The sequence below is a fragment of the Rahnella sp. CG8 genome (assembly GCF_023701875.1).
Taxonomy (GTDB): domain Bacteria; phylum Pseudomonadota; class Gammaproteobacteria; order Enterobacterales; family Enterobacteriaceae; genus Rahnella; species Rahnella aceris.
The window spans coordinates 58045-78077 of sequence record NZ_JABAED010000002.1 but is presented as its reverse complement, the minus strand read 5'-3'; the positions used below and the strand labels follow the sequence as shown (position 1 = coordinate 78077).

Below are 20033 nucleotides of genomic sequence, written 5' to 3'. Positions count from 1 at the left end.
AGGCACCGGTCTTGAAAACCGGCGATGGGAAACCATTCGAGAGTTCGAATCTCTCCTCCTCCGCCATAAACAACACAATAAAGCTGCTAAGTGATTAGCGGCTTTTTTTGTATCTGAAATTCCCCCTTTGCCCCTCCACTTATTCTTCAGACGGCTTCTTTCTGCCCGTATTGCCTTGGCGAACATCCCAGTGTGCGTTTGAACGCCGTACTGAAAGCACTTTCTGATTCGTACCCAAGTGAAAGTGCCACGGCTGATACCGGTTCTTTAGTATTCGCCAGCCGGTCGCCAGCCAGCAACATCCGCCAGCGTGTCAGGTATTCCAGCGGCGCACTGCCCACAGCCTGTTTGAATTTTTGAGAAAATACAGAACGCGACATACCCGCCCGTTCTGCCAGCGTTTGCACCGTCCAGCGCTGCGCCGGGTTTTCATGCATTGCATTCAGCGCTTTGGATAACTGCTTATCGGCCAGTGCGGCAAACCAGCCGCTGGTTTCACCTTCCGGCGCGTTATCGACGTGCATCCGCAGCGCCTGTACCAGCATCATGTGCGCCATATGCTGCGCAATAAGCAACCCGCCGGGACGCTGGTCACGCAGTTCCTGCATCATCCGTTCAACCGCCCAGCGCAGGCTGGCTCTGTCGGATTCTTTTGAGATATGCACCACCGGCGGCAGCATCGCCAGCAGGGTAGAGGCGTTTGCGCCGCTGACCGCAAACCGGCTGCCGGTGAGGAAGAAATCCTGGCCGCCGTTACAGGAAACCGTTCCGCCATCCTGCGCCTGCTGGAAAATGGGCCCGGCATCGACGGACGGAAGGCTAAGATCGCTGGCCAGCCGGAACGGGCGTCCGCTGGGTAACACAAAGCAGTCTCCGGCTTTCAGATGCACTGCGCCTGGCACGGAATCGACTGCCAGCCAGCATTCACCGCGAATAATCGCGTTACATTTAATCGACTGATAATGGTCGGGAAATTGCACCGACCAGGCGCCTCCGGCTTCAAAACCTTTGGACATATAACTGCGCGGCTTCAGCAGTGATAACACATCTGAAAGAGGGTCCATCAGCGACTCCGGACGATTGCAAAGATAATGCGGACATTAGCGCATAGATCGTCTTTCCTCCAGCCCCTATATTTTATGACGTAAGTCCTGGGCTTTTGTAGCCACGACAGGTTTAGCCAACAACGGGGAAATTCGCAATGCGTGTATTTGTGACAGGTGCAACAGGTTTTGTCGGTTCTGCGGTGGTTCAGGAATTGCTGCGGGCCGGTCATCAGGTGCTGGGGCTGGCCCGTTCGGATGCCTCGGCGCAGGCGCTGACCGACGCGGGTGCCGGTGTTCATCGCGGCAGTATTGAAGATCTTGAGAGCCTCGCATCCGGCGCCGCGCAGGCCGACGGGGTGATCCACACCGCGTTTATCCATGACTTTTCGAAGTTTCTGGAAAATTGTGAAAAAGACCGGCTGGCGATTGGCGCATTAGGCGCTGCGCTGAAGGGCACCCATAAACCGCTGATCGTCACCTCCGGCACGGCGCTGGTGAACAATGGCCGTCTGGCTACGGAAAATGATTTACCCGATCCGTACGGGCAAAATCCTCGCGTGGCGTCCGATCTTGCCGTCGCTAAACTGGCAGAGCAGGGCGTGCGGGTGTCACTGGTGCGTCTCCCGCCATCGGTGCATGGCGCGGGCGATCATGGATTTGTGCCGCTGCTCATTGCGCTGGCGCGGGAAAAGGGGGAATCAGCGTATCCGGGGGATGGCGAAAACCGCTGGCCGGCGGTGAACCGTTTTGATGCCGCGCAAGTGTTTGTGCTGGCACTGGAGAAGGGCGCGCAGAATGCGATTTATCACGCGAATGCAGAAGAAGGTGTGCCATTCCGTGAGATTGCCACCCTCATCGGTAAGCACCTGAACCTGCCGGTGGTGAGTAAAAACGGGCCAGATCTGGCGGCACATTTTGGCTGGTTTACCCATTTTGCCTCATTAAATAATCCGACCTCAAGTCAGATCACCCGCGATATTTTGGGCTGGAAACCCGTACATCAGGATTTACTGACCGATATTGATACCGCCGGATATTTTAAATAATCCCCGTTTTCTGTCCTTAAAAACAGGCCATTCAGAGGGCCTGTTTTGCGTTTTCCACCGTGGTTTTTATGGTGTTAATTGCTTAAAAAACGCCACGAATCACAAATCGGGAAGATAAAAACGTTACCCTATTGCCTGTCCGATGTTATGCGTTATGTTGATTTTTAGTTTCCCAAATGTAACTAGAGGTTAACAATAATGTCGAATAAATTACGTATCTCTCTGATTGCTCTGGCTGTAATGATGTCTTCCTCTGCAATGTCTGCATTACCTCAAGGCTACCCGGCTGACTATCAAAAAATCGTCGATGCGGCGACTAAAGAAGGCAAAGTCGTGGTCTATTCCACGACTGACACCAAAGCCGCTGGCCCGCTGATCCAGGGCTTCGAGGCGACGTATCCGGGCATTAAAGTCGAATACAACGACATGAACAGCACCGAGCTGTACAACCGTTATATCAGCGAACAGGCGGCGGGCGGCACCAGCGGCGACGTGGTCTGGAGTTCCTCGATGGATACCGCGCTGAAACTGGCGACCGACTACGCGCAGGAATATAAATCCCCTGAACAGGGGCAACTGCCAAAATGGGCAGTGTGGAAAGACAAAGCCTACGGCACGACGTATGAACCGGTAGTGTTTATCTATAACAAACGCCTGATCCCGGCCGGTGATGTGCCTGATTCCCATGCGGCACTGGCAAAACTGATCGCCAGCCAGACCGAAAAGTTCAACAAAAAAGTCACGACTTACGATATTGAGAAATCCGGTCTCGGCTTCATGCTGTCCGTACAGGATTTCAAAGCCGATCCGAATTATTTCAAAACGCTGGCTGACGTGGCCAAAGGCGGCTTAGCAGTGCAATCCTCTACCGGCACCATGATGGAACGTGTCTCTTCCGGCGAAAACCTGATCGGCTTTAACATCCTGGGTTCCTACGCCGAAGCCCGCGCTAAAACTGACCCGTCACTGGGGATTTCTTATCCGAAGGATTACACCCTGGTGCTTTCCCGCGTTTCCTTCATCAGTCAGGAATCGAAAAACAGCAACGCGGCCAAACTGTGGCTGGACTATGTCTTGTCCGAGAAGGGGCAGAGCATTCTGGCCAATCAGGCTGACATTCCCTCCATCCGTAACGATATCGAAGGCAAAAATGATATCGATGGTATGACCAAAATGCTGGGCAACGCGCTCAAACCCATCCCGGTGGATGAAACCCTGCTGGAATACCTGCAACAGAAAAAACGCCTGGATTACATCAAACAGTGGCGTACCGCTGCTGCCAAGTAGTGACATATCGAAGCGCGTCACTTTCCGCCGCGCTTCCTTTTTCCTGCCTGATTTCGCTCTCCTTGTTTCTAACCGAAGGGAAGTAACATGAATGCATTGCGCAGAAAGTGGCAGAGCCTGCCGCGCGGCATTGTGGTGTTGATAACGGCGCTGGTTATCTACATTCCGTTGTCGTTCATCGTGATACAGAGTTTCCTCTCCGCGCCGTTCTTTTCGCCGTCGAAAGAATGGAGCCTCGAATCCTTTGGATTCATCTTTACTGATCCGGATTTCTACAAGGCCCTGAAAAGCGGCTTTATTCTGGCCTTCGGGCTGGTGGTCATCGCCATCCCGCTTGGCGGTATTCTGGCGTTCCTGATGGTGCGTACGGATTTGCCGGGCAGACGCGTGATTGAACCGCTGATCCTGGTGCCGATTTTTGTGTCGCCGATGGTATTAGGTTTCGGTTACGTGGTGGCCGCCGGACCGGTCGGGTTCTTTTCACTGTGGGCACAGGCGATCCTCGGTTTCGTGCCGTGGAACATCTACGACATGTCGAGCATCGTGGTGATTGCCGGTCTGACGCATGTTCCTCACGCCTATCTGTATATCTCCTCGGCGTTGCGCAGCGTCGGGTCGGATGTTGAGGAAGCCGCGCGAACCGCAGGCGCCTCGCCGTTACAGGTGATGACGGCGGTCAGTCTGCCGATGGTGCGCCCGTCGATTCTGTACGCCACCGTTTTGCTGTTCTTCCTCGGGCTGGAAGTGTTCGGCCTGATGCTGGTACTGGGTGACCCGGAAGGCAACATGGTGCTGGCGACCTATCTTTATCAGCTGACCAACAAACTTGGTACGCCGTCTTATCATCTGATGGCTGCGGTTGCCGTGGTGCTGATTTGTATCACTATTCCGCTGGTGATGTTGCAGCGCCGCCTGATGCGTACCGCCAACCGCTTCGTGACGGTGAAAGGTAAAGCGTCGCAGGCGCGTGCTTTACCGCTTGGAAAATGGCGCTGGGTGGCCGGGGCTGTGGTGGCGTTCTGGCTGACGGTGACCATCGGCGTTCCGCTGATTGGTGTGATGCTGCGTGCATTTATCTCTAACTGGGGCGTCGGGGTTTCCATCTGGGATGAACTCTCGCTCAACACGTTCCGCACTATCTGGGAACAGCCGAACCTGCTGCGCGCTATCGTCAACTCGATGGCCATTGGCGTCATTGGCGGTGCGCTGGCAGTGGCCTGTTATCTGTTTATCGGTATTGCGATGCACCGTAAACCCGACGGCGTCACCCGTTTCCTTGATTACAGCGTACTGGTGCCGCGTGCGGTGCCGGGGCTGCTGGCCGGTCTGGCTTTCCTGTGGGTGTTCCTGTTCCTGCCGATGTGGCTCGATAACGCGCTCAAATCCGGCTGGCTTTCCGGCATGCCGTGGTCACAGTGGTTGCGCGATAACCTGGTGGTCTGGTTGCGATCGTTGCGCAGTACGATTTTCAGCGTCTGGCTGGCCTATACCGTGGTGTGGATGGCGTATGGTCTGCGGCTGATTTCCTCGACACTGTTGCAGGTCGGGCCGGAGCTGGAAGAGGCGGCGCGCAGTACCGGGGCGACCCGCGGGCAGATCACCCGTCACGTTACCATTCCGCTGTCGCGTTACGGCCTGATTGGCTCGTGGCTGCTGATGTTCCTGATTTTCGAGCGTGAATATTCCACCGGTGTCTATCTTCTTTCGCCGGGCACGGAAACCATCGGCTCGATGCTGGTTTCCCTGTGGGCGGCGGGCGCCATTGATATTGTTGCCGCGCTCTCTTTTATTAACATCCTGCTGGTGGTGTTAGGTCTGGGTATTGCCCTTCGTTTCGGAGTGAAATTACATGATTGAATTATCTGTCGACAATCTGCACCTGACTTATGGTGATAATCCGGTGCTGAAGGGCGTTTCCATGGATCTGAAACGCGGCGAAGTGGTGTCATTGCTCGGGCCTTCCGGCAGCGGAAAAACCACCTTGCTGCGTGCCGTCGCCGGGCTGGAAAAGCCGGTGAAAGGCACTATCGTCATTGGCAAAAACAAAGTTTATGACGGCACACCGCGCAGCGAAATTCCGGCCGAAGAGCGCAATCTCGGGCTGGTGTTTCAGTCTTACGCCCTGTGGCCGCATAAAACCGTGTTTGAGAACGTGGCGTATCCGCTGAAATTACGTAAGGTTTCGGCGGGTGAAATCACCCGGCGCGTACAGGATGTGCTGAATCAGCTGGGCCTCGGGCATCTGGGCAAGCGCCACCCGCATCAGCTTTCCGGCGGCCAGCAGCAGCGCGTGGCGATTGGCCGTGCGCTGGTCTACAACCCGCCGGTGATTTTGCTCGATGAGCCGCTGTCAAACCTGGATGCCAAACTGCGTGAAGAGGCGCGGGTGTTCCTGCGCGAACTGATCATTAAACTCGGACTGTCGGCGCTGATGGTGACGCATGACCAGAATGAAGCGATGGCGATTTCTGACCGTATTCTTTTGCTCAACAACGGCAAAATTGAACAGCAGGGTACGCCGCAGGAAATGTACGGTTCGCCGAAAACCCTGTTTACCGCAGAATTTATGGGCAGCAACAATCGTCTGCACGGCAAAGTCACCGAAGTGCGTGAGGGTAAAGCGCGTATCGAAGGCAGCGACTGGGTGCTGTGGGGGCTGGCGGGTGAGGGGGTGCAGGCCGGGCAGGAAGGGACGGCGGTGATCCGCGTCGAACGCGTGGTGCTGGCCGACGGGCCGGGCGAGAATCAGCTGGAATTACCGCTTCTGACCAGCATGTATCTCGGTGACCGCTGGGAATATCTGTTCCGCACAACCGGTGATGATTTTGTGATCCGTGCTTACGGCACCGACGTGCGCGACCCGCAGCATTGCCGTCTGGCACTTCCCGAAAACCATGTGTGGATCTTCCCGAAACAATAAGTAATCGCAGGGAGCGGTTCAGCGCCGCTCCCTGAAATACTTCTGTCATTTCCCGCGAGTAAAATTCTGTTTCTTCTCTAAATAATGCAGAATAATCATGAATTTAACTTCTCGTTCACTTATTGGTAAAATGCCATTCAACAGATTGTTTCGATCGGGTTTCATCAAACGTCCGCGGGGGATCCTTTTCGGGGTAATTTGCGTTATCGCCCTGTTTTCTGCTTTGCAAATCTTCTCCACCGTGGTGCTCACCAAAATCCTGCAGGATGCACATAACAACGTTATTGCGACCGAAAGTCTGCGTCAGCAGCAAGCCGTCATGGATAAAGCCCGTATGGAACTGCTGATGGCCAGCGACAAACTGAACCGTGCCGGTATTTATTACATGCAGGATAAAGAAACCGGCTCGGTCGGGAGCTGGAACAGCCTGATGGAAGAATCGCTGGGTTCGCTTGCCGCGTCGCAAAAAGCGTTTGCACAATTCGAAGGTATGACGAAAAACGCCGATACGGCTGCCACCGAGCTGAAATCCAGCTATCAGATGTTCTACGACGGCTTGCGGGAACAGGCGAACGGTCTGCAAAAGAACAACAATATTGATTCCTTCTTTGAAGTGCCGGTCCAGGCGTTTCAGGATGACTTCAGCCAGAAATATTATGCTTATCTGGCGGTTAATGAGCACACAGCGGTGTCCCTGAGCGACCGCTTACTCAATGCGCTGACGCAGGCGAAAACGCTGTTTATGGGCGCGCTGGTCATTCTGGCGGTGATTGCGGTGCTGGTCTGGCGCGGTGTGTCTGCGTGGATTATCCGTCCGTTGCAACGCATGATCGGGCACATCAGCGTGCTGGCTGCCGGGGATTTATCGCGCGATGTCGAAGATGACCACGCGCGGGTGATTGAAGTCCGCGAGCTGGGTGTCAGCCTGCGCAACATGCAGCACGGCCTGCAAAAACTGGTCAGTGAAGTGCGCGATGCCTCCTCGCATATCATGATCAATATCAATCAGATGGCAAAGGGTAACGAGGAATTATCGGCACAGGCCGCCATTCAGAGCGAAGAACTCAGCGCTGCCACTGAACACATCACCCATCTTAATGAACGTGTGAAAGAAAACGCCGCCTATGCGTTGCAGGCCAGTCAACGCGCCGAGCAGGCGAAAGGCGTGGCGACGCGCGGCGGGGAAGTGATGGGGCAGGTGGATACCGCGATGAAAGAGATTGTCAGCCAGTCTTCAGAAATGAGCAGTATTGTCTCGATGATCGACAGCGTGGCGTTTCAGACCAATATTCTGGCGCTGAATGCGGCGATTGAAGCGGCGCATGCCGGGCAGCACGGACGCGGGTTTGCTGTGGTGGCGAAAGAAATCGGTGTGCTGGCGCAAAAGAGCAGCCATTCGACGCGCGGCATTCACCAGCTGATTGATGATTCCGTGCAGCAAATTGATCGCGGTTCGGCATCCGTTACGGTGCTGGGGCAAAGTCTGGAAGAGATAATTCATATCTTCAACGGCCTGAGCACGTTAGTCAGTGAGATTTCGGCAGCGACGTTGTATCAGGGGCAAAGTGTTCACGATGTCTCCGAACGCATTACCGCGCTTAATCATGTGACGCTACAAAACGGCAAACTGGCGGATCATGCGGCGGCATCTTCCCAGCAGTTGCTGGACCAGTCGCAGCGTCTGGAAAAAGCCGTGGCGCGGTTTGCCCTGACCGCCGCGTGATGCCCGGTTATTTCTGATGCCACACCAGCATGCTGCCTTCGCTGTGTCCGGTCACCGGATCCGTCGCGGGCAGCGGGACGGCGTTCACCGCTTTGGTGCGAGCCGCCAGTTGCGGCAATTCGTCATGGCATAAATCGGCTTTGATGCCCGGCGGATACGCGCCGACCAGCATAAAATCGTCATCGGCAGAAATCTGTTTATGGCCGATTCCGGCCGGAAGCAGTAACACATCGCCGACTTTCACTTCGATAATATTGCCGTGCTCGCCGCCCAGTTGCAGCTTCGCCGTACCGGCAAAAACACCCAGCACTTCAGGTGTGTTGGAATGAAAATGCGTAAAGGTATAGACGGGATAACGCCACTGCGGCGGCCAGCCGTTGGCGCGGAAAAGGTGTTCGAGATAGTCGGCATTATCGGCGGTATCAGGCGGAATGACGCGGTGATAAATCAGCACCGGTAACGTATTATTCGGCACACCGCCGTCGGGTTTATCAATCCGCAGAGTATCCATGGCAACCTCCCGGGGAGTCGCGAAGCCCGTTTGGGGTATCGGCATCAGGGCTATAACACCCAGCAAAGTCACAAACCGGCGTCGATCCAAATGCATCAGTAATAGCTCCTTGTCGAGCAATCAATGGCTTACCTCTTTCATGTATAGATCAAAAAGCCCTGAATATCTTCTTTTTGCACACATAAAAATGCATGTCAGGCCGCGCTAAAAATCTCCATTCCGGTTATCAGAAAAAACTTAAAATATGGTGCAATTAATAAATAGAAGTCATATCGGCTGGCTAAATCCCTTATGTCTTCTATGCTTAACAATACAAAAATACTCAGGAGGAGAAGTTATGAACAAGAAAATGTTACTTGTGGTTGCTACAGCAGTTTCGGTACTGGCAGGGTGTCAGACTTATGACCGTGCGGCGAGTTACGTTAAAGAACCGGTAGTCAGCGATGTGAAAGTCGGGATGACGAAATCGCAGGTTCGTGCCATTGCAGGACCACCGTCAACGGAAGCGACGCTGATCCACGCCAAAGGGACTTGTCAGACTTATGCGGTCGCCCCGCGTGATGGTAAAGCACAGACCTACTTCGTCAGCTTTAACGACACCGGTCATGTCATGAACAAAGGTTATCAGTCCTGTTCAGACTACGACAAAGACCCGCAGGCTGCTCAGTAATACGTTTTCCTTCCCCTCGTGAGAGGGGAAGGAGCCGGAATTTAAGCCTTCTGCGTCACAATCCTCACGCCGACTTTACTCACCCGATTTCCTTCCATTTCCGCAATCGTCCACGTCAGTCCGTCCCATTCGATATGGTCACCGATCACCGGTTCGCCTCCGAGCAGCTTAATGACGAAATGTCCCAGGGTTTGCGACTGATCCACGGTGTCTTCCAGATTCAGGCCATATAACTGAGAAATCGCATCCAGCGGGGCATCGGCCTGCAGAATGAAATCACCGAAGAAACGATCATCAAGCACCACTTTATTGCTGTCGCTGAACAATTTACCCAGCTCCGGTAAATCTTTTTCCTGTCCGATGACACACAGAATATCGCCTTCCTTCAGCCGCGTACTGCCGGTCGGATGCAGCATCTCTTTGCCACGGAACAGCGCTGCAATCCGTGTCGCCTGCGGCATTTGCAGATCACGCAGTGCCGCGCCGACGCACCATTTATCGGAGCCGAGCTGATACACGAACTGTTCCCAGTCGTTATACACATCGATATCCAGACCGACGCGGGAAATCGGCGTCGGTTGCGGCGGCACCAGCACTTTGGCTTTTTTGGCCGCAAAGCCTAATGACGTCCCCTGAAGCAGCAAGGAGACCAGCACGATAAAGAAGGCGACATTAAAATACAGCGTGGCATTAGGCAGTCCGGCCATCATCGGGAATACCGCCAGAATGATCGGTACCGCACCGCGCAGGCCAACCCACGAGATAAAGAAGCGTTCGCGCAGGGTAAAGTTTTTGAACGGGATCAGGCTGACAAACACCGACAGCGGACGTGCCAGCAGGATCATCCACAATGACAGCGCCAGCGCCGCGATGGCAATCGGCAACAGATCGCTGGGCGTCAGCAGCAAACCGAGCACCAGGAACATACCAATCTGGCTGAGCCATGCCAGCCCGTCGAAGGTTTGCAAAATACCGTGACGGTTGCGGATCGGCATATTGCCGAGCATCAGGCCGCACAGATACACCGCCAGAATGCCGCTGCCTTCCAGTGACATGGTTGCCGCGTACACCAGCAAACCACCGCTGAACGCCAGCAGCGGATACAGCCCGGCCGCCAGCGTAATCTTATTAATCAGCTTGTGCAGCAGCCAGCCGCCGCCCACACCAAACACAATGCCGAGGCCAAACTGGCGCACCACATCCACCACAAACATCAGGCTCAGGCCGTGTTCGCCTTTGGAAATCATGTCGATCAGGGTGATGGTCAGGAATACCGCCATCGGGTCGTTGCTGCCGGATTCAATTTCCAGCGTGGCGCTGACACGTTCGTTCAGACCTTTACCGCCAATCAGCGAGAAGACGGCTGCCGCATCGGTTGAACCGATAATCGCGCCAATCAGTAAACCCTGCATCAGGTTGATATTGAATAACCACGCGGCGGCCAGCCCGGTCAGACCGGCGGTAATCAGAACGCCGACCGTCGCCAGCGACAGCGCGGGCCACAGGGCAACACGAAAGGAAGAGGCGCGGGTACGCATGCCGCCGTCGAGCAAAATCACTGCCAGCGCCAGGTTGCTGACCAGATAGGCGGCGGGGTAATTATCAAACGCAATGCCGCCAATTCCGTCGATGCCTGCCAGCATGCCGATCGCCAGGAAAATGACTAAAATAGGGATGCCAAGCTTAGAAGAGAACGAACTGAGCAAAATGCTCGCTGCGACTAACAGGGCGCCAATAAAGAAAAGAGTATTAATCGTGCTGGCGTCCAAGAGCGTTCTCCTTGTAAGGCATGAGTGGTGCGGGGGCGTGCGGTGTCGTCATCAGTGACAATACCTCTAATTTATCAGGAAAATGAGCGCGTTGCTGAGGTCATTTAGGATTTTTATTAGTTGCACTTAAGAATAAAAAACTATGCTTAAAGATGAGCGATGTCTACGTGCAGTTCATCAAAAAGGAAACCACAATGAGTGAATTTACCGGTGTACACCGTGAGGTGATGAAAGATGGCGCGATCAAACATGTGCTTATCCGCGACGCACAAGGCAATGAACAGTCGATTGCGGCAAAAGATTACATTTCGCAAGGGATCGAGCCAGATCTGAATGAGTTGCCCGAAGTCGGCACTGACAGCGAATTTCCGGTGGCGGGTAAAGGCTGACACAGGGATTTCCCCGCAGTTAAACTGCGGGGCTTTGCAGGATGAAAGGATTACACGCCCAGGCGGTCGCGCAGGGAATAATACGCTGCGCCCAGCATGGTAAATGGCACCTGGAAATTGCGGCCACCGAAGAACGGCATATGCGGTAAACGGGCGAACGCATCAAAACGTTCGGCGTCTCCGCGCAGCAATTCGGTGATGAGTTTCCCGGCCAGATGCGTCAGCGTCACGCCATGCCCGCTGTCACCCTGCATGTAATAGATGTTATTTTCCAGCCGGCCAAATTGCGGCAGGCGCGATAACGTCAGCAGGAAATTGCCGCCCCAGCGGTAATCAATCTTGACGCCTTTAAGCTGCGGAAAGGTGCGGTTAAGTTTGGGCAGGATCACCGAATCGATATTCGGCGGATTTTTACCGCCGTAGGTCACACCGCCGCCGTACAGCATCCGGTTGTCAGCGGTGAGACGGAAATAATCGAGCAGATAATTGCAGTCTTCGACGCAGTAATTGTTGGGCAACAGTGAGAGTGCCATGTCATCCGACAGGGGTTCTGTGGCGACAATCTGCGAGCCACACGGCATGCTGAGACGCGTGAGGCGCGGCGCAAGCTGCTGACTCAGATAGGCGTTGCCCGCCAGAATCACATATTTGGCGCTGACCTGACCTTTGGCCGTGTGCACTAACGCCGGTTCGCCGTGGTCAATGCGCGTGACTGCCGAGCCTTCAAATATACGCCCGCCATGACGCCGCACCGCTTCGGCTTCGCCCAGCACCAGGTTCAGCGGATGAAGGTGGCCGCCATTTTTATCCAGCAGCCCGCCGACATAACGGTCGGTGGCGATTTCGCGCCGCACGGCGGTTTCATCCAGCAGGGTCAGTTCAGTATGGCCGTAACGGTTCCACAGTTTTTGCTGGTCGCGCAGTTTCGAAAGCTGGCGTGCACTCAGCGCGGCAAAAATACAGCCGGGGCGATAGTCACAGTCGATGGCATACTGATCGATGCGCTGACGGATGATGTTCGCCCCTTCAAACATCATGCTGCCGAGCATATCAGCGGTCTGCCGTCCGTAGCGGTCTTCAATCACATCAATATCGCGGCTGTAAGAGTTGACCACCTGCCCGCCGTTACGCCCGCTGGCGCCCCAGCCGACCCGTGCGGCCTCAAGCACCACCACATCGTAACCGGCCTCACACAGATATAAAGCAGAAGAAATGCCGGTAAAACCGGCACCGACAATGCAGACATCGCACTCAATATTGTCTGTCAGTTCCGGCCACGGCGCGTGGTCGTTGACAGAACCGGCGTAATAGCTGTCGGTGTGCGGCACACCGGCAGCTCGGGGACTTCCTGTTTGAGCAGTCATGATGACATCCTTCTTCGGGTTCCCGTTGCCACGCCCGGAGCCGATGACAACTAGAAGGTATTAGGGGTATGCGCGCTGACAATCCTGCAAATCCGCGTCGAAATATTACTGAAGCTATGAGGGTTCGCGGTGTTAATGGCATAACTTTGCCCCGCACGCAGCGGGTAACTCTGACCGTTGACGGTTAAGATGATTTCTCCTTCTAACAGGGTGCCGACTTCCTCGCCCTGATGTTTGATTTTGTCACCTGTGGTGCTGCCAGGCTGATAGGTTTCCAGCAACATGGCAACGGTATGGTTTGGCGTGCCGTTGTGGACCATGCGCATGGACACGCCGCGGCTGCCGATTTCAATTAAATCCGCCGCATTAATCACGATACGCGGCGCGTTACTTTTATGTTCTTCGGCGAAAAACTCCGAAAGTGACAGCCCGTAAACCCGCAATAACTTTTGCAACGTACTGACGGCGGGGCTGACTTTATCCTGTTCGATGGTGCTGATGGCGCTGTGTGTCAGGCCAGACAACTCGGCGGCTTTGCGCTGTGACATCCCGAGTTGCTGGCGAATTTCAGAAAGCCGGCGACCAGGCGCCAGACTGACTTCGCTCATCCGTTTATTCCTCTCGTGCGCTCCGGGCCTGATGGCCCTTGCGACAGGCAGCGATAAAAGCGTTAAACAGCTGACGCGACACCGGGTCGGTCAGACTGTGCCATTCCGGATGCCACTGCACACCAAGGGCAAACGGATGATTGCGGACACTCACGGCTTCCACCAGATTGTCCGGTGCGCGTGCTTCCACGGTCAGTATGTCACCCAGACGGTTGGCTCCCTGACCGTGAAGGGAGTTCACCTGAAACTGCTGATAATCGGGTAATAATTCCGAAAGTAAGCCGCCCGGTTCGATATGTACCGGATGCACGAGATCATACTGATTGTCGTGCGGCAAGGTGGTGTCTTCGCGGTGATCCATATAGCCCGGCACGTCTTGCACTTTACGGTGCAAACTGCCGCCGGTGGCAACCACCAGTTCCTGTAATCCGCGACAGGCGGCGAACAGCGGGATTTTTTTATCCAGCGTCGCGCGAATCAACTGCAAACTCAGGCGGTCACGGCCGGGATCAGCCTGCTCCTCGACACCTTCTTCACCGTACTGATGAGGCTCAATATTGCTGGGGCTGCCGGTGAGGAAGATGCCGTCGAGACCGCGCAGAATCTGGTCTATCGCGCCTTCGCGCGCTGCCAGTTCATGTGGCAGACAAACGGGAAGGGCATCGGCGTTGAAAATGGCGTCCAGATACTTTTCGTGGACAGTCAGGGCAGGATTTTCATCAACGATGTTTTTACACATGACTACCCCAATGACCGGTCTGTAGCGCGTCTCTTTTCCCGCAGATGCCGTGGAAAATATATTGCCCATAATACCGCCTCGTTGAGTAGATGAATTGGCTGACAGTACGTGCCTCCCCGCACATTACTGCTCAGAATATTGACCTTGTATTGACCAATTTAGCAGCGCTCAGGTCGCTTTTCAAACTGATATGTTGCGATAATGTACATGTTGCAAATAATTAATGTTAAGGCTAGGGTTAATGATATGGCCGTTATTTTGAGCAATAAACGGTTTGAGCATAAAAGAGCTTTGAGTAAAAAACTGAGAGGATCCCCACTCCATGAGAGCACAGCGTTGAACAAAGTGATGACCCGGTAAAGATAACCGGCTGGCACCCTGTTGGAGCCTGATATGCCGGAAACCAGCAAATGGCGGAAAACCTATGCAAGCGACTGAACTGATGAATGAAATTAAGAAAGAGATTAGCGGGACCGAGCCCCTCGCTAAGCACGTTGAAGAGCGAAGTAGCGCGTTCCAGGATGAAGTATCCCAATACCTGGAGCGTCACCCGCAAACCCTTCACGTCGACGTCCTGCTCACCGATCTCAATGGCTCCTTCCGCGGCAAACGCGTTCCCGTCTCAGCACTCCGTAAACTCGAAAAAGGTTGTTATTTCCCGGCATCGGTCTTCGCCATGGACATTCTCGGTAATGTTGTGGAAGAAGCCGGACTAGGCCAGGAACTGGGCGAACCCGACCGCACCTGTGTGCCGGTTCCCGGAACCTTAACGCCATCGGCTTCCGACCCTGAACATACCGGCCAGTTGCTTCTGACCATGCTTGACGAAGATGGCACTCCCTTTAACGTTGAACCACGCAATGTGCTTAATCATATCTGGCAAACATTGCGCCAGCGGGGCCTGTTCCCGGTGGTAGCGGTAGAGCTGGAGTTCTATCTGCTCGACAGGCAGCGTGATGCGGAAGGCTATATTCAGCCACCCTGCACCCCGGGGACGCAGGAACGCAGCATGCATACTCAGGTTTACTCCGTCGATAATCTCGATCACTTTGCGGATGTGCTCAGTGACATTGATCGTCTGGCGCACATTCAGGGGTTACCTGCGGATGGCGCGGTGGCGGAATCCTCACCGGGCCAGTTCGAAATCAATCTGCACCACAGCGAAAATATTCTGCGCGCCTGTGATTACGCCCTGATGCTCAAACGTCTGGTGCGTCTGGTGGCGGAAAATCACGATATGGACGCCACCTTTATGGCGAAACCTTACGATGAATATGCGGGCAGCGGGATGCACATCCATCTCAGCGTGCTCGACGACAACGGTAAAAACCTGTTTGCCAATGCCAGTGGCGAAGATTCTGAACTGATGAAACGCGCGCTCGCTGGCATGATTGCACTGATGCCGGCCTCTATGGCGGTGCTGGCGCCAAACGTCAATTCCTTCCGCCGCTTCCAGCCGGGCATGTATGTGCCGACGCAGGCGTCGTGGGGGCACAATAACCGTACCGTTGCCCTGCGTGTTCCTTGCAGTGGAACCGCCGATCACCGCGTGGAATATCGCGTGGCCGGTGCCGATGCTAACCCGTATTTAGTGGTCGCCACCGTACTGGCGGGCATGCTGTATGGTCTGGACAACGATTTGCCGTTACCCGAACCGGTCACCGGTAACGGTCTGGAACAGGAAGGTATTCCGCTGCCTATCCGCCAGAGCGATGCGCTGTATGATTTTGACGATCAGCCTGCGCTGAAGAAAATCCTCGGCGAACGTTTCTCACACGTCTATCACACCTGTAAATCCGATGAACTGTTGCAGTTCGAGAGAAGGGTGACGGAAACGGAGATAGACTGGATGCTCCGCAACGCGTAGCACGGTTAACGAATACGCGCATTATGTTCAATACTGGAAAAGAATTTGTAACGCAACGCCTGTGAATGTTGTCATTCATGCGTGATTTGTGCAAAATACGCCGCACTGCAGATAACCGACGCTTAAAGGCGCCGGTTATTTTTTTTGTATATGCAGTACCCAAACTAATTCAACAGAGGCCGGACCCAGATCCGGATAGATAACAAGGTTCGTGTGCGATCCCAAATTAAAAACGGTCGCCACTATGAGGAAATGTAATATGGGGCAATACTTCAAACCTGTACCGGTGCCTGCCGGTGCTTCTGTCAGCTGCGGTCACATTCGCACAGCCTTCACCTCCGCGTTCAGCGACGTGAAGATCTACCCCCCGTTTACTGGTAATAACTCCCGAAGTTTTCCCTGTACGTTGCTTTCAGAGGCGTTTAAGCGCCCGGTGTCTGCAATCCAGGGAGGGCTGAACCATGTCTGCTAATGCATCTGCCGCTCCGGCCACTCAGCGTGTACAACTGCGTAAAACCCTGACACTGGTTCAGGTTGTCATGATGGGGCTTGCCTATCTGCAACCGATGACCATTTTCGATACGTTCGGCATTGTTTCCGGCCTGACCGATGGTCACGTCGCGACAGCGTACATCTTCGCGCTGATCGCCGTTCTGTTTACTGCCGTGAGCTACGGCAAACTGGTGCAGCGTTTCCCGTCTGCCGGTTCTGCTTACACTTACGCGCAAAAAGCTATCAGCCCGCACGTCGGCTTTATGGTCGGCTGGTCATCACTGCTGGACTACCTGTTCATGCCGATGATCAACATCCTGCTGGCGAAAATCTATCTGGAAGCCATTTTCCCTGGCGTGCCGTCATGGATATTTGTGGTGGCGCTGGTCGGCATGATGACCGCCTTCAACCTGCGCGGCATCAAGATTGTGGCGAACCTGAACAGCATTATCGTTGTGGTGCAGGTGGCGATCATGGTGGTGTTCCTGGGTCTGTTAGTGCGTGGCGTTTATATGGGCGAGGGGATGGGTACGCTGGCAACCACTAAGCCATTCTTCAGTGAAAATGCGCATGTAGTGCCGATGATTACCGGTGCGACCATTCTGTGCTTCTCATTTCTGGGCTTTGACGGTATCAGTTCACTGTCTGAAGAAACGCCAAACGCGGGCAAAGTCATTCCGAAAGCGATTTTCCTGACCGCGCTGATTGGCGGCATCATCTTCGTGGTGGTGTCTTACTTCCTGCAACTGTATTTCCCGGACATCTCGCGCTTTAAAGATCCGGACGCGTCTCAGCCTGAAATCATGCTGTACGTGGCAGGTAAGTTCTTCCAGTCCGTCATTCTGTGTTTCAGTTGTGTAACCGTTCTGGCATCAGGCATGGCCGCACATGCGGGTGTTTCCCGTCTGCTGTACGTGATGGGCCGCGATGGCGTGTTCCCGGAAAAACTGTTCGGTTACGTGCATCCGAAATGGCGTACCCCGACGTTCAACGTATTGCTGGTCGGCGTTGTGGCGATGTCTGCGATAACCTTTGATCTGGTGACAGCGACCGCGCTGATTAACTTCGGTGCGCTGGTGGCGTTCACCTTCGTGAACCTGTCGGTAATTTCACAGTTCTACATCCGTGAAAAACGTAACCGTACGCTGAAAGATCACATCAGTTACCTGATCCTGCCGGTGATTGGTGCGCTGACCGTCGGTGCGTTGTGGCTGAATCTGGAATCGAGTTCGATGACTCTGGGCTTAGTCTGGGGCGCGATTGGCCTCGGGTATCTGGCGTTCATCACCAATGCGTTTCGTAAGCAGCCTCCGCAGATGAGCGGGGAGATTGCGCCGGAAGCGTGATTTTTGCCCTTTGAAAAGGGCAGGAAACTTTCTTTGCAGAAAGGCCGCTGCAATGGCGGCTCTACTTTGCAGAGGTTGCTGTGATTGCGACTTTTCAAATCTGATCGAGAATATTTCGGTTTCTCACGAACGGTGATTATTGAATGTGTCGCGCCGAAACCGAACAAAGGGGGAAGTGCTTTCCCCCTTTGCATTCCCCCCGCTTTTTTCAACACGCGCTACCGCAGGCATGACGGACATATTTCCCGGCAACAGTGAGTGGCGTAAAATGTCATCGCTTCGCGATTCCCTCATTTCAGGTGTCGAGCCTTGGGTCTCGAACCGTTCATTCGGTGCCATTTTTGATCACGCCAATACACTTTTCTAAAAGATGAAAAACAATCCGACTTTGAATTTGAGATCGTGCGGGCGGTTCAGAAATCTTGCTGAACGGAGCGGCTTCGAGACCTGTGGCTCGAAGACCGAGAGAAGGAACCGCGCAGCGGCAAGATTTCCAGCCTGTCGCTGTGCTACCTGAAACATTGTGACCAGCGAAGCGCGCAGTGAAAAAAGCGAGGAGAGTCGAGAGAGGAAAAGCACTTTCCTCTCTCGTCGGTTTCGGCACAAAAAGCCGCATGGGAACTGCTTTTGAAAAACCGAAATTCTCACTATTCCGGAAGGGGTTGTTCGGGAATCCCCAAAAATTAACCCACCAGTTTCTTTCCGTATTCAAACAGCGCCTTGAGAAGCGCCATCTTCTCAACATCCCCCTCATGCAAGTTATAGAGCGATTCAAGCTCTAAAATGTACGCCTGCACACGCTCGTCTGTGAGTTTCTCCTGGCGATGCAACATCCAGCGTTTCTGTTCGGCATCGGTCAGCGTGGCAGGGTAGTTGCGGGCGCGGAAACGAAACAACAGCGGTTCGATGCGGGAATCATTAAAGGTCAGATCCAGCGCGGGAAGGTTCTCCGGACGGGTTTCCACAATGATGCGCATGGCCGCGCGATCGGCATCGCTGAAAAAGCCGTCGTAAAGGCGGGCGTCTACGTCATCGGAAGGCGTAAACGGCTCTGCTTCAGCAAACATCGTGACCACTTTCTCGCGCACCTGCGGGTTCTGACGCAGTAACTGCAAATTCTCAAGACAACGCTGACGGTCAATACCCAGCCGTTCGGCATTTTCCGGCAACAGTGTTTTGGCCGGTGCCAGCACCGGACATTTGTTGATGTGCACCAGCTTGACCGGCAACGGAGATTGCCCGGCCTGCAACGCCTCGCGGCGACTGTACAAACGTTCGCGCATCTCATCAGGATTGAGATCTAACAGCGTCGACATATCACCGGCCAGATCGCACATGATCACGGCGTTCTTGTTTTCAGGATGCCACGCCAGTGGTGCGACCCACGCGGTATTCCCGCGCGCCGCGCCGAACATACCGGAAACATGCACCAGCGGGGCCATGGCAGGAATGTCGATCAGGGTATTGAGTTTATGTTTGCTGCGATGCTCGAGCAGGAAGCTGAACAAACGTGGTTGCGCCTGTTTCACCAGCTTTGCCATAGCGATAGTGGCGTAGACGTCGGCCATCGCGTCATGGGCATTTTCGTGTTCAATGCCGTTGGCTTTGGTCAGATGTTCCAGACGGAAGCTCGGAAAACCGTCATCATTTTCCGGCCAGTTGATGCCTTCCGGACGCAGCGCATAACAGGCGCGCATCACATCCAGCAGATCCCAGCGGGAATTGCCGTTCTGCCAGCTGTAGGCATACGGATCGTAAAAGTTGCGATAAAGGATATTACGGCTGACTTCATCGTCGAAACGGATATTGTTATATCCGACAATGCAGGTGCCCGGTACGCTGAAAGCTTTATGGATTTGCGCGGTAAACTCTGCTTCAATCAGGCCGCGTTCCAGCGCCACTTGTGGCGTAATACCGGTGATCATCACCGCTTCAGGTTCAGGCAGATAATCGTCAGAAGGGCGGCAATAAATCACCAGCGGTTCTTCAATAATATTGAAATCTTCGTCAGTTCTCACCCCGGCAAATTGTGCCGGGCGATCCAGCGCCGGGTTTTTACCGAATGTCTCGTAATCATGAAAATAAAAAGTTTTTTGCGGCTTGTCTGACATGACGGAAATAACCTTAATCAGTGCGGAATGAATGAACTCGACGGCGACTAGGATACCATCCGCCACAATGAAGTCATGACAAAATGCGCAGGCATGGAACACATCATCAAAATCTGCCCGTTGTTCCGCAATACCGCACCGATCC

17 protein-coding genes are annotated in these 20033 nt (G+C 54.2%); 9 read left to right on the top strand and 8 right to left on the bottom strand.

The annotated features are described in order from the left end of the window. Window positions 1–146: 146 nt before the first annotated feature. Window positions 147–1064, bottom strand: coding sequence for an AraC family transcriptional regulator (locus HGO41_RS02345; RefSeq protein WP_013574889.1), 918 nt, complete (start codon window positions 1062–1064; stop codon window positions 147–149). Between the two features lie 137 nt (window positions 1065–1201). On the opposite strand from HGO41_RS02345, the gene HGO41_RS02340 reads away from it, so the two are divergent. The 5 genes from HGO41_RS02340 to HGO41_RS02320 all read left to right on the top strand — a co-directional run bounded on the left by HGO41_RS02340 (window position 1202) and on the right by HGO41_RS02320 (window position 8022). Next, window positions 1202–2092 (top strand): SDR family oxidoreductase, encoded by an 891-nt coding sequence (locus tag HGO41_RS02340; RefSeq protein WP_013574890.1) that lies wholly within the window; start codon window positions 1202–1204, stop codon window positions 2090–2092. A gap of 198 nt (window positions 2093–2290) precedes the next feature. Beyond that, window positions 2291–3379: an ABC transporter substrate-binding protein gene (locus HGO41_RS02335; protein ID WP_013574891.1), complete on the top strand. Its 1089-nt coding sequence runs from the start codon at window positions 2291–2293 to the stop codon at window positions 3377–3379. Between the two features lie 87 nt (window positions 3380–3466). Next, window positions 3467–5236: an ABC transporter permease gene (locus HGO41_RS02330; RefSeq protein ID WP_013574892.1), complete on the top strand. Its 1770-nt coding sequence runs from the start codon at window positions 3467–3469 to the stop codon at window positions 5234–5236. After that, complete coding sequence (locus HGO41_RS02325; RefSeq protein ID WP_013574893.1) at window positions 5229–6299, top strand: ABC transporter ATP-binding protein; 1071 nt, start codon at window positions 5229–5231, stop codon at window positions 6297–6299. Before HGO41_RS02330 ends, HGO41_RS02325 begins: the two co-directional genes overlap by 8 nt. A gap of 97 nt (window positions 6300–6396) precedes the next feature. Beyond that, window positions 6397–8022: a methyl-accepting chemotaxis protein gene (locus HGO41_RS02320; RefSeq protein ID WP_250980734.1), complete on the top strand. Its 1626-nt coding sequence runs from the start codon at window positions 6397–6399 to the stop codon at window positions 8020–8022. 7 nt (window positions 8023–8029) lie between these two features. Here HGO41_RS02320 and HGO41_RS02315 read toward each other — a convergent pair whose 3' ends face one another. Beyond that, window positions 8030–8629 (bottom strand): hypothetical protein, encoded by a 600-nt coding sequence (locus tag HGO41_RS02315; protein WP_013574895.1) that lies wholly within the window; start codon window positions 8627–8629, stop codon window positions 8030–8032. A gap of 241 nt (window positions 8630–8870) precedes the next feature. Between HGO41_RS02315 and osmE the strand changes: the two genes are divergently transcribed. Further along, on the top strand, window positions 8871–9203 hold the full coding sequence (gene osmE, locus HGO41_RS02310) for an osmotically-inducible lipoprotein OsmE (RefSeq protein ID WP_013574896.1): 333 nt from the start codon (window positions 8871–8873) through the stop codon (window positions 9201–9203). A gap of 41 nt (window positions 9204–9244) precedes the next feature. On the opposite strand, the gene HGO41_RS02305 is transcribed toward osmE, so the two are convergent. Then, complete coding sequence (locus HGO41_RS02305; protein ID WP_013574897.1) at window positions 9245–10972, bottom strand: potassium/proton antiporter; 1728 nt, start codon at window positions 10970–10972, stop codon at window positions 9245–9247. Between the two features lie 194 nt (window positions 10973–11166). Between HGO41_RS02305 and HGO41_RS02300 the strand changes: the two genes are divergently transcribed. Further along, a complete protein-coding gene (locus HGO41_RS02300) occupies window positions 11167–11361 on the top strand; it encodes a hypothetical protein (protein WP_037036572.1) in 195 nt (64 codons plus the stop codon). A gap of 50 nt (window positions 11362–11411) precedes the next feature. Here the strand turns inward: HGO41_RS02300 and HGO41_RS02295 are convergent, their stop codons facing one another. The 3 genes from HGO41_RS02295 to puuD are packed head-to-tail and all read right to left on the bottom strand — an operon-like array spanning window position 11412 to window position 14141. Beyond that, window positions 11412–12725: an NAD(P)/FAD-dependent oxidoreductase gene (locus tag HGO41_RS02295; protein ID WP_217244261.1), complete on the bottom strand. Its 1314-nt coding sequence runs from the start codon at window positions 12723–12725 to the stop codon at window positions 11412–11414. 50 nt (window positions 12726–12775) lie between these two features. Further along, window positions 12776–13333 carry an HTH-type transcriptional regulator PuuR gene (puuR, locus tag HGO41_RS02290; protein WP_013574900.1) on the bottom strand — a complete coding sequence of 186 codons (558 nt, stop codon included), beginning with the start codon at window positions 13331–13333 and terminating at the stop codon, window positions 12776–12778. A 4-nt stretch (window positions 13334–13337) separates the two neighbouring features. Beyond that, window positions 13338–14141 (bottom strand): gamma-glutamyl-gamma-aminobutyrate hydrolase, encoded by an 804-nt coding sequence (puuD, locus tag HGO41_RS02285; RefSeq protein ID WP_015689631.1) that lies wholly within the window; start codon window positions 14139–14141, stop codon window positions 13338–13340. A gap of 373 nt (window positions 14142–14514) precedes the next feature. Between puuD and HGO41_RS02280 the strand changes: the two genes are divergently transcribed. After that, entirely contained in the window at window positions 14515–15939 is a 1425-nt protein-coding gene (locus tag HGO41_RS02280) for a glutamine synthetase family protein (RefSeq protein WP_049804358.1), read from the top strand. A 461-nt stretch (window positions 15940–16400) separates the two neighbouring features. Then, window positions 16401–17777, top strand: a complete 1377-nt coding sequence (locus HGO41_RS02275) for an APC family permease (RefSeq protein WP_013574904.1) — start codon at window positions 16401–16403, stop codon at window positions 17775–17777. Window positions 17778–18102: 325 nt separating this feature from the next. Here HGO41_RS02275 and HGO41_RS02270 read toward each other — a convergent pair whose 3' ends face one another. Continuing rightward, window positions 18103–18489: a hypothetical protein gene (locus HGO41_RS02270; RefSeq protein ID WP_126124734.1), complete on the bottom strand. Its 387-nt coding sequence runs from the start codon at window positions 18487–18489 to the stop codon at window positions 18103–18105. Continuing rightward, window positions 18461–19888: an exodeoxyribonuclease I gene (sbcB, locus tag HGO41_RS02265; protein ID WP_015689632.1), complete on the bottom strand. Its 1428-nt coding sequence runs from the start codon at window positions 19886–19888 to the stop codon at window positions 18461–18463. The genes HGO41_RS02270 and sbcB overlap by 29 nt, the downstream gene beginning before the upstream one ends. Between the last annotated feature and the right edge of the window lie 145 nt (window positions 19889–20033).

Coding starts and splice junctions, on each gene's coding strand:
- HGO41_RS02340 (WP_013574890.1), top strand. CDS start 1,202: ATGCGTGTATTTGTGACAGGTGCAACAGGTTTTGTCGGTTCTGCGGTG.
- sbcB (WP_015689632.1), bottom strand. CDS start 19,888: ATGTCAGACAAGCCGCAAAAAACTTTTTATTTTCATGATTACGAGACA.
- puuD (WP_015689631.1), bottom strand. CDS start 14,141: ATGGGCAATATATTTTCCACGGCATCTGCGGGAAAAGAGACGCGCTAC.
- HGO41_RS02330 (WP_013574892.1), top strand. CDS start 3,467: ATGAATGCATTGCGCAGAAAGTGGCAGAGCCTGCCGCGCGGCATTGTG.
- HGO41_RS02315 (WP_013574895.1), bottom strand. CDS start 8,629: ATGCATTTGGATCGACGCCGGTTTGTGACTTTGCTGGGTGTTATAGCC.
- HGO41_RS02295 (WP_217244261.1), bottom strand. CDS start 12,725: ATGACTGCTCAAACAGGAAGTCCCCGAGCTGCCGGTGTGCCGCACACC.
- HGO41_RS02335 (WP_013574891.1), top strand. CDS start 2,291: ATGTCGAATAAATTACGTATCTCTCTGATTGCTCTGGCTGTAATGATG.
- HGO41_RS02320 (WP_250980734.1), top strand. CDS start 6,397: ATGAATTTAACTTCTCGTTCACTTATTGGTAAAATGCCATTCAACAGA.
- HGO41_RS02275 (WP_013574904.1), top strand. CDS start 16,401: ATGTCTGCTAATGCATCTGCCGCTCCGGCCACTCAGCGTGTACAACTG.
- osmE (WP_013574896.1), top strand. CDS start 8,871: ATGAACAAGAAAATGTTACTTGTGGTTGCTACAGCAGTTTCGGTACTG.
- HGO41_RS02325 (WP_013574893.1), top strand. CDS start 5,229: ATGATTGAATTATCTGTCGACAATCTGCACCTGACTTATGGTGATAAT.
- HGO41_RS02300 (WP_037036572.1), top strand. CDS start 11,167: ATGAGTGAATTTACCGGTGTACACCGTGAGGTGATGAAAGATGGCGCG.
- puuR (WP_013574900.1), bottom strand. CDS start 13,333: ATGAGCGAAGTCAGTCTGGCGCCTGGTCGCCGGCTTTCTGAAATTCGC.
- HGO41_RS02345 (WP_013574889.1), bottom strand. CDS start 1,064: ATGGACCCTCTTTCAGATGTGTTATCACTGCTGAAGCCGCGCAGTTAT.
- HGO41_RS02280 (WP_049804358.1), top strand. CDS start 14,515: ATGAATGAAATTAAGAAAGAGATTAGCGGGACCGAGCCCCTCGCTAAG.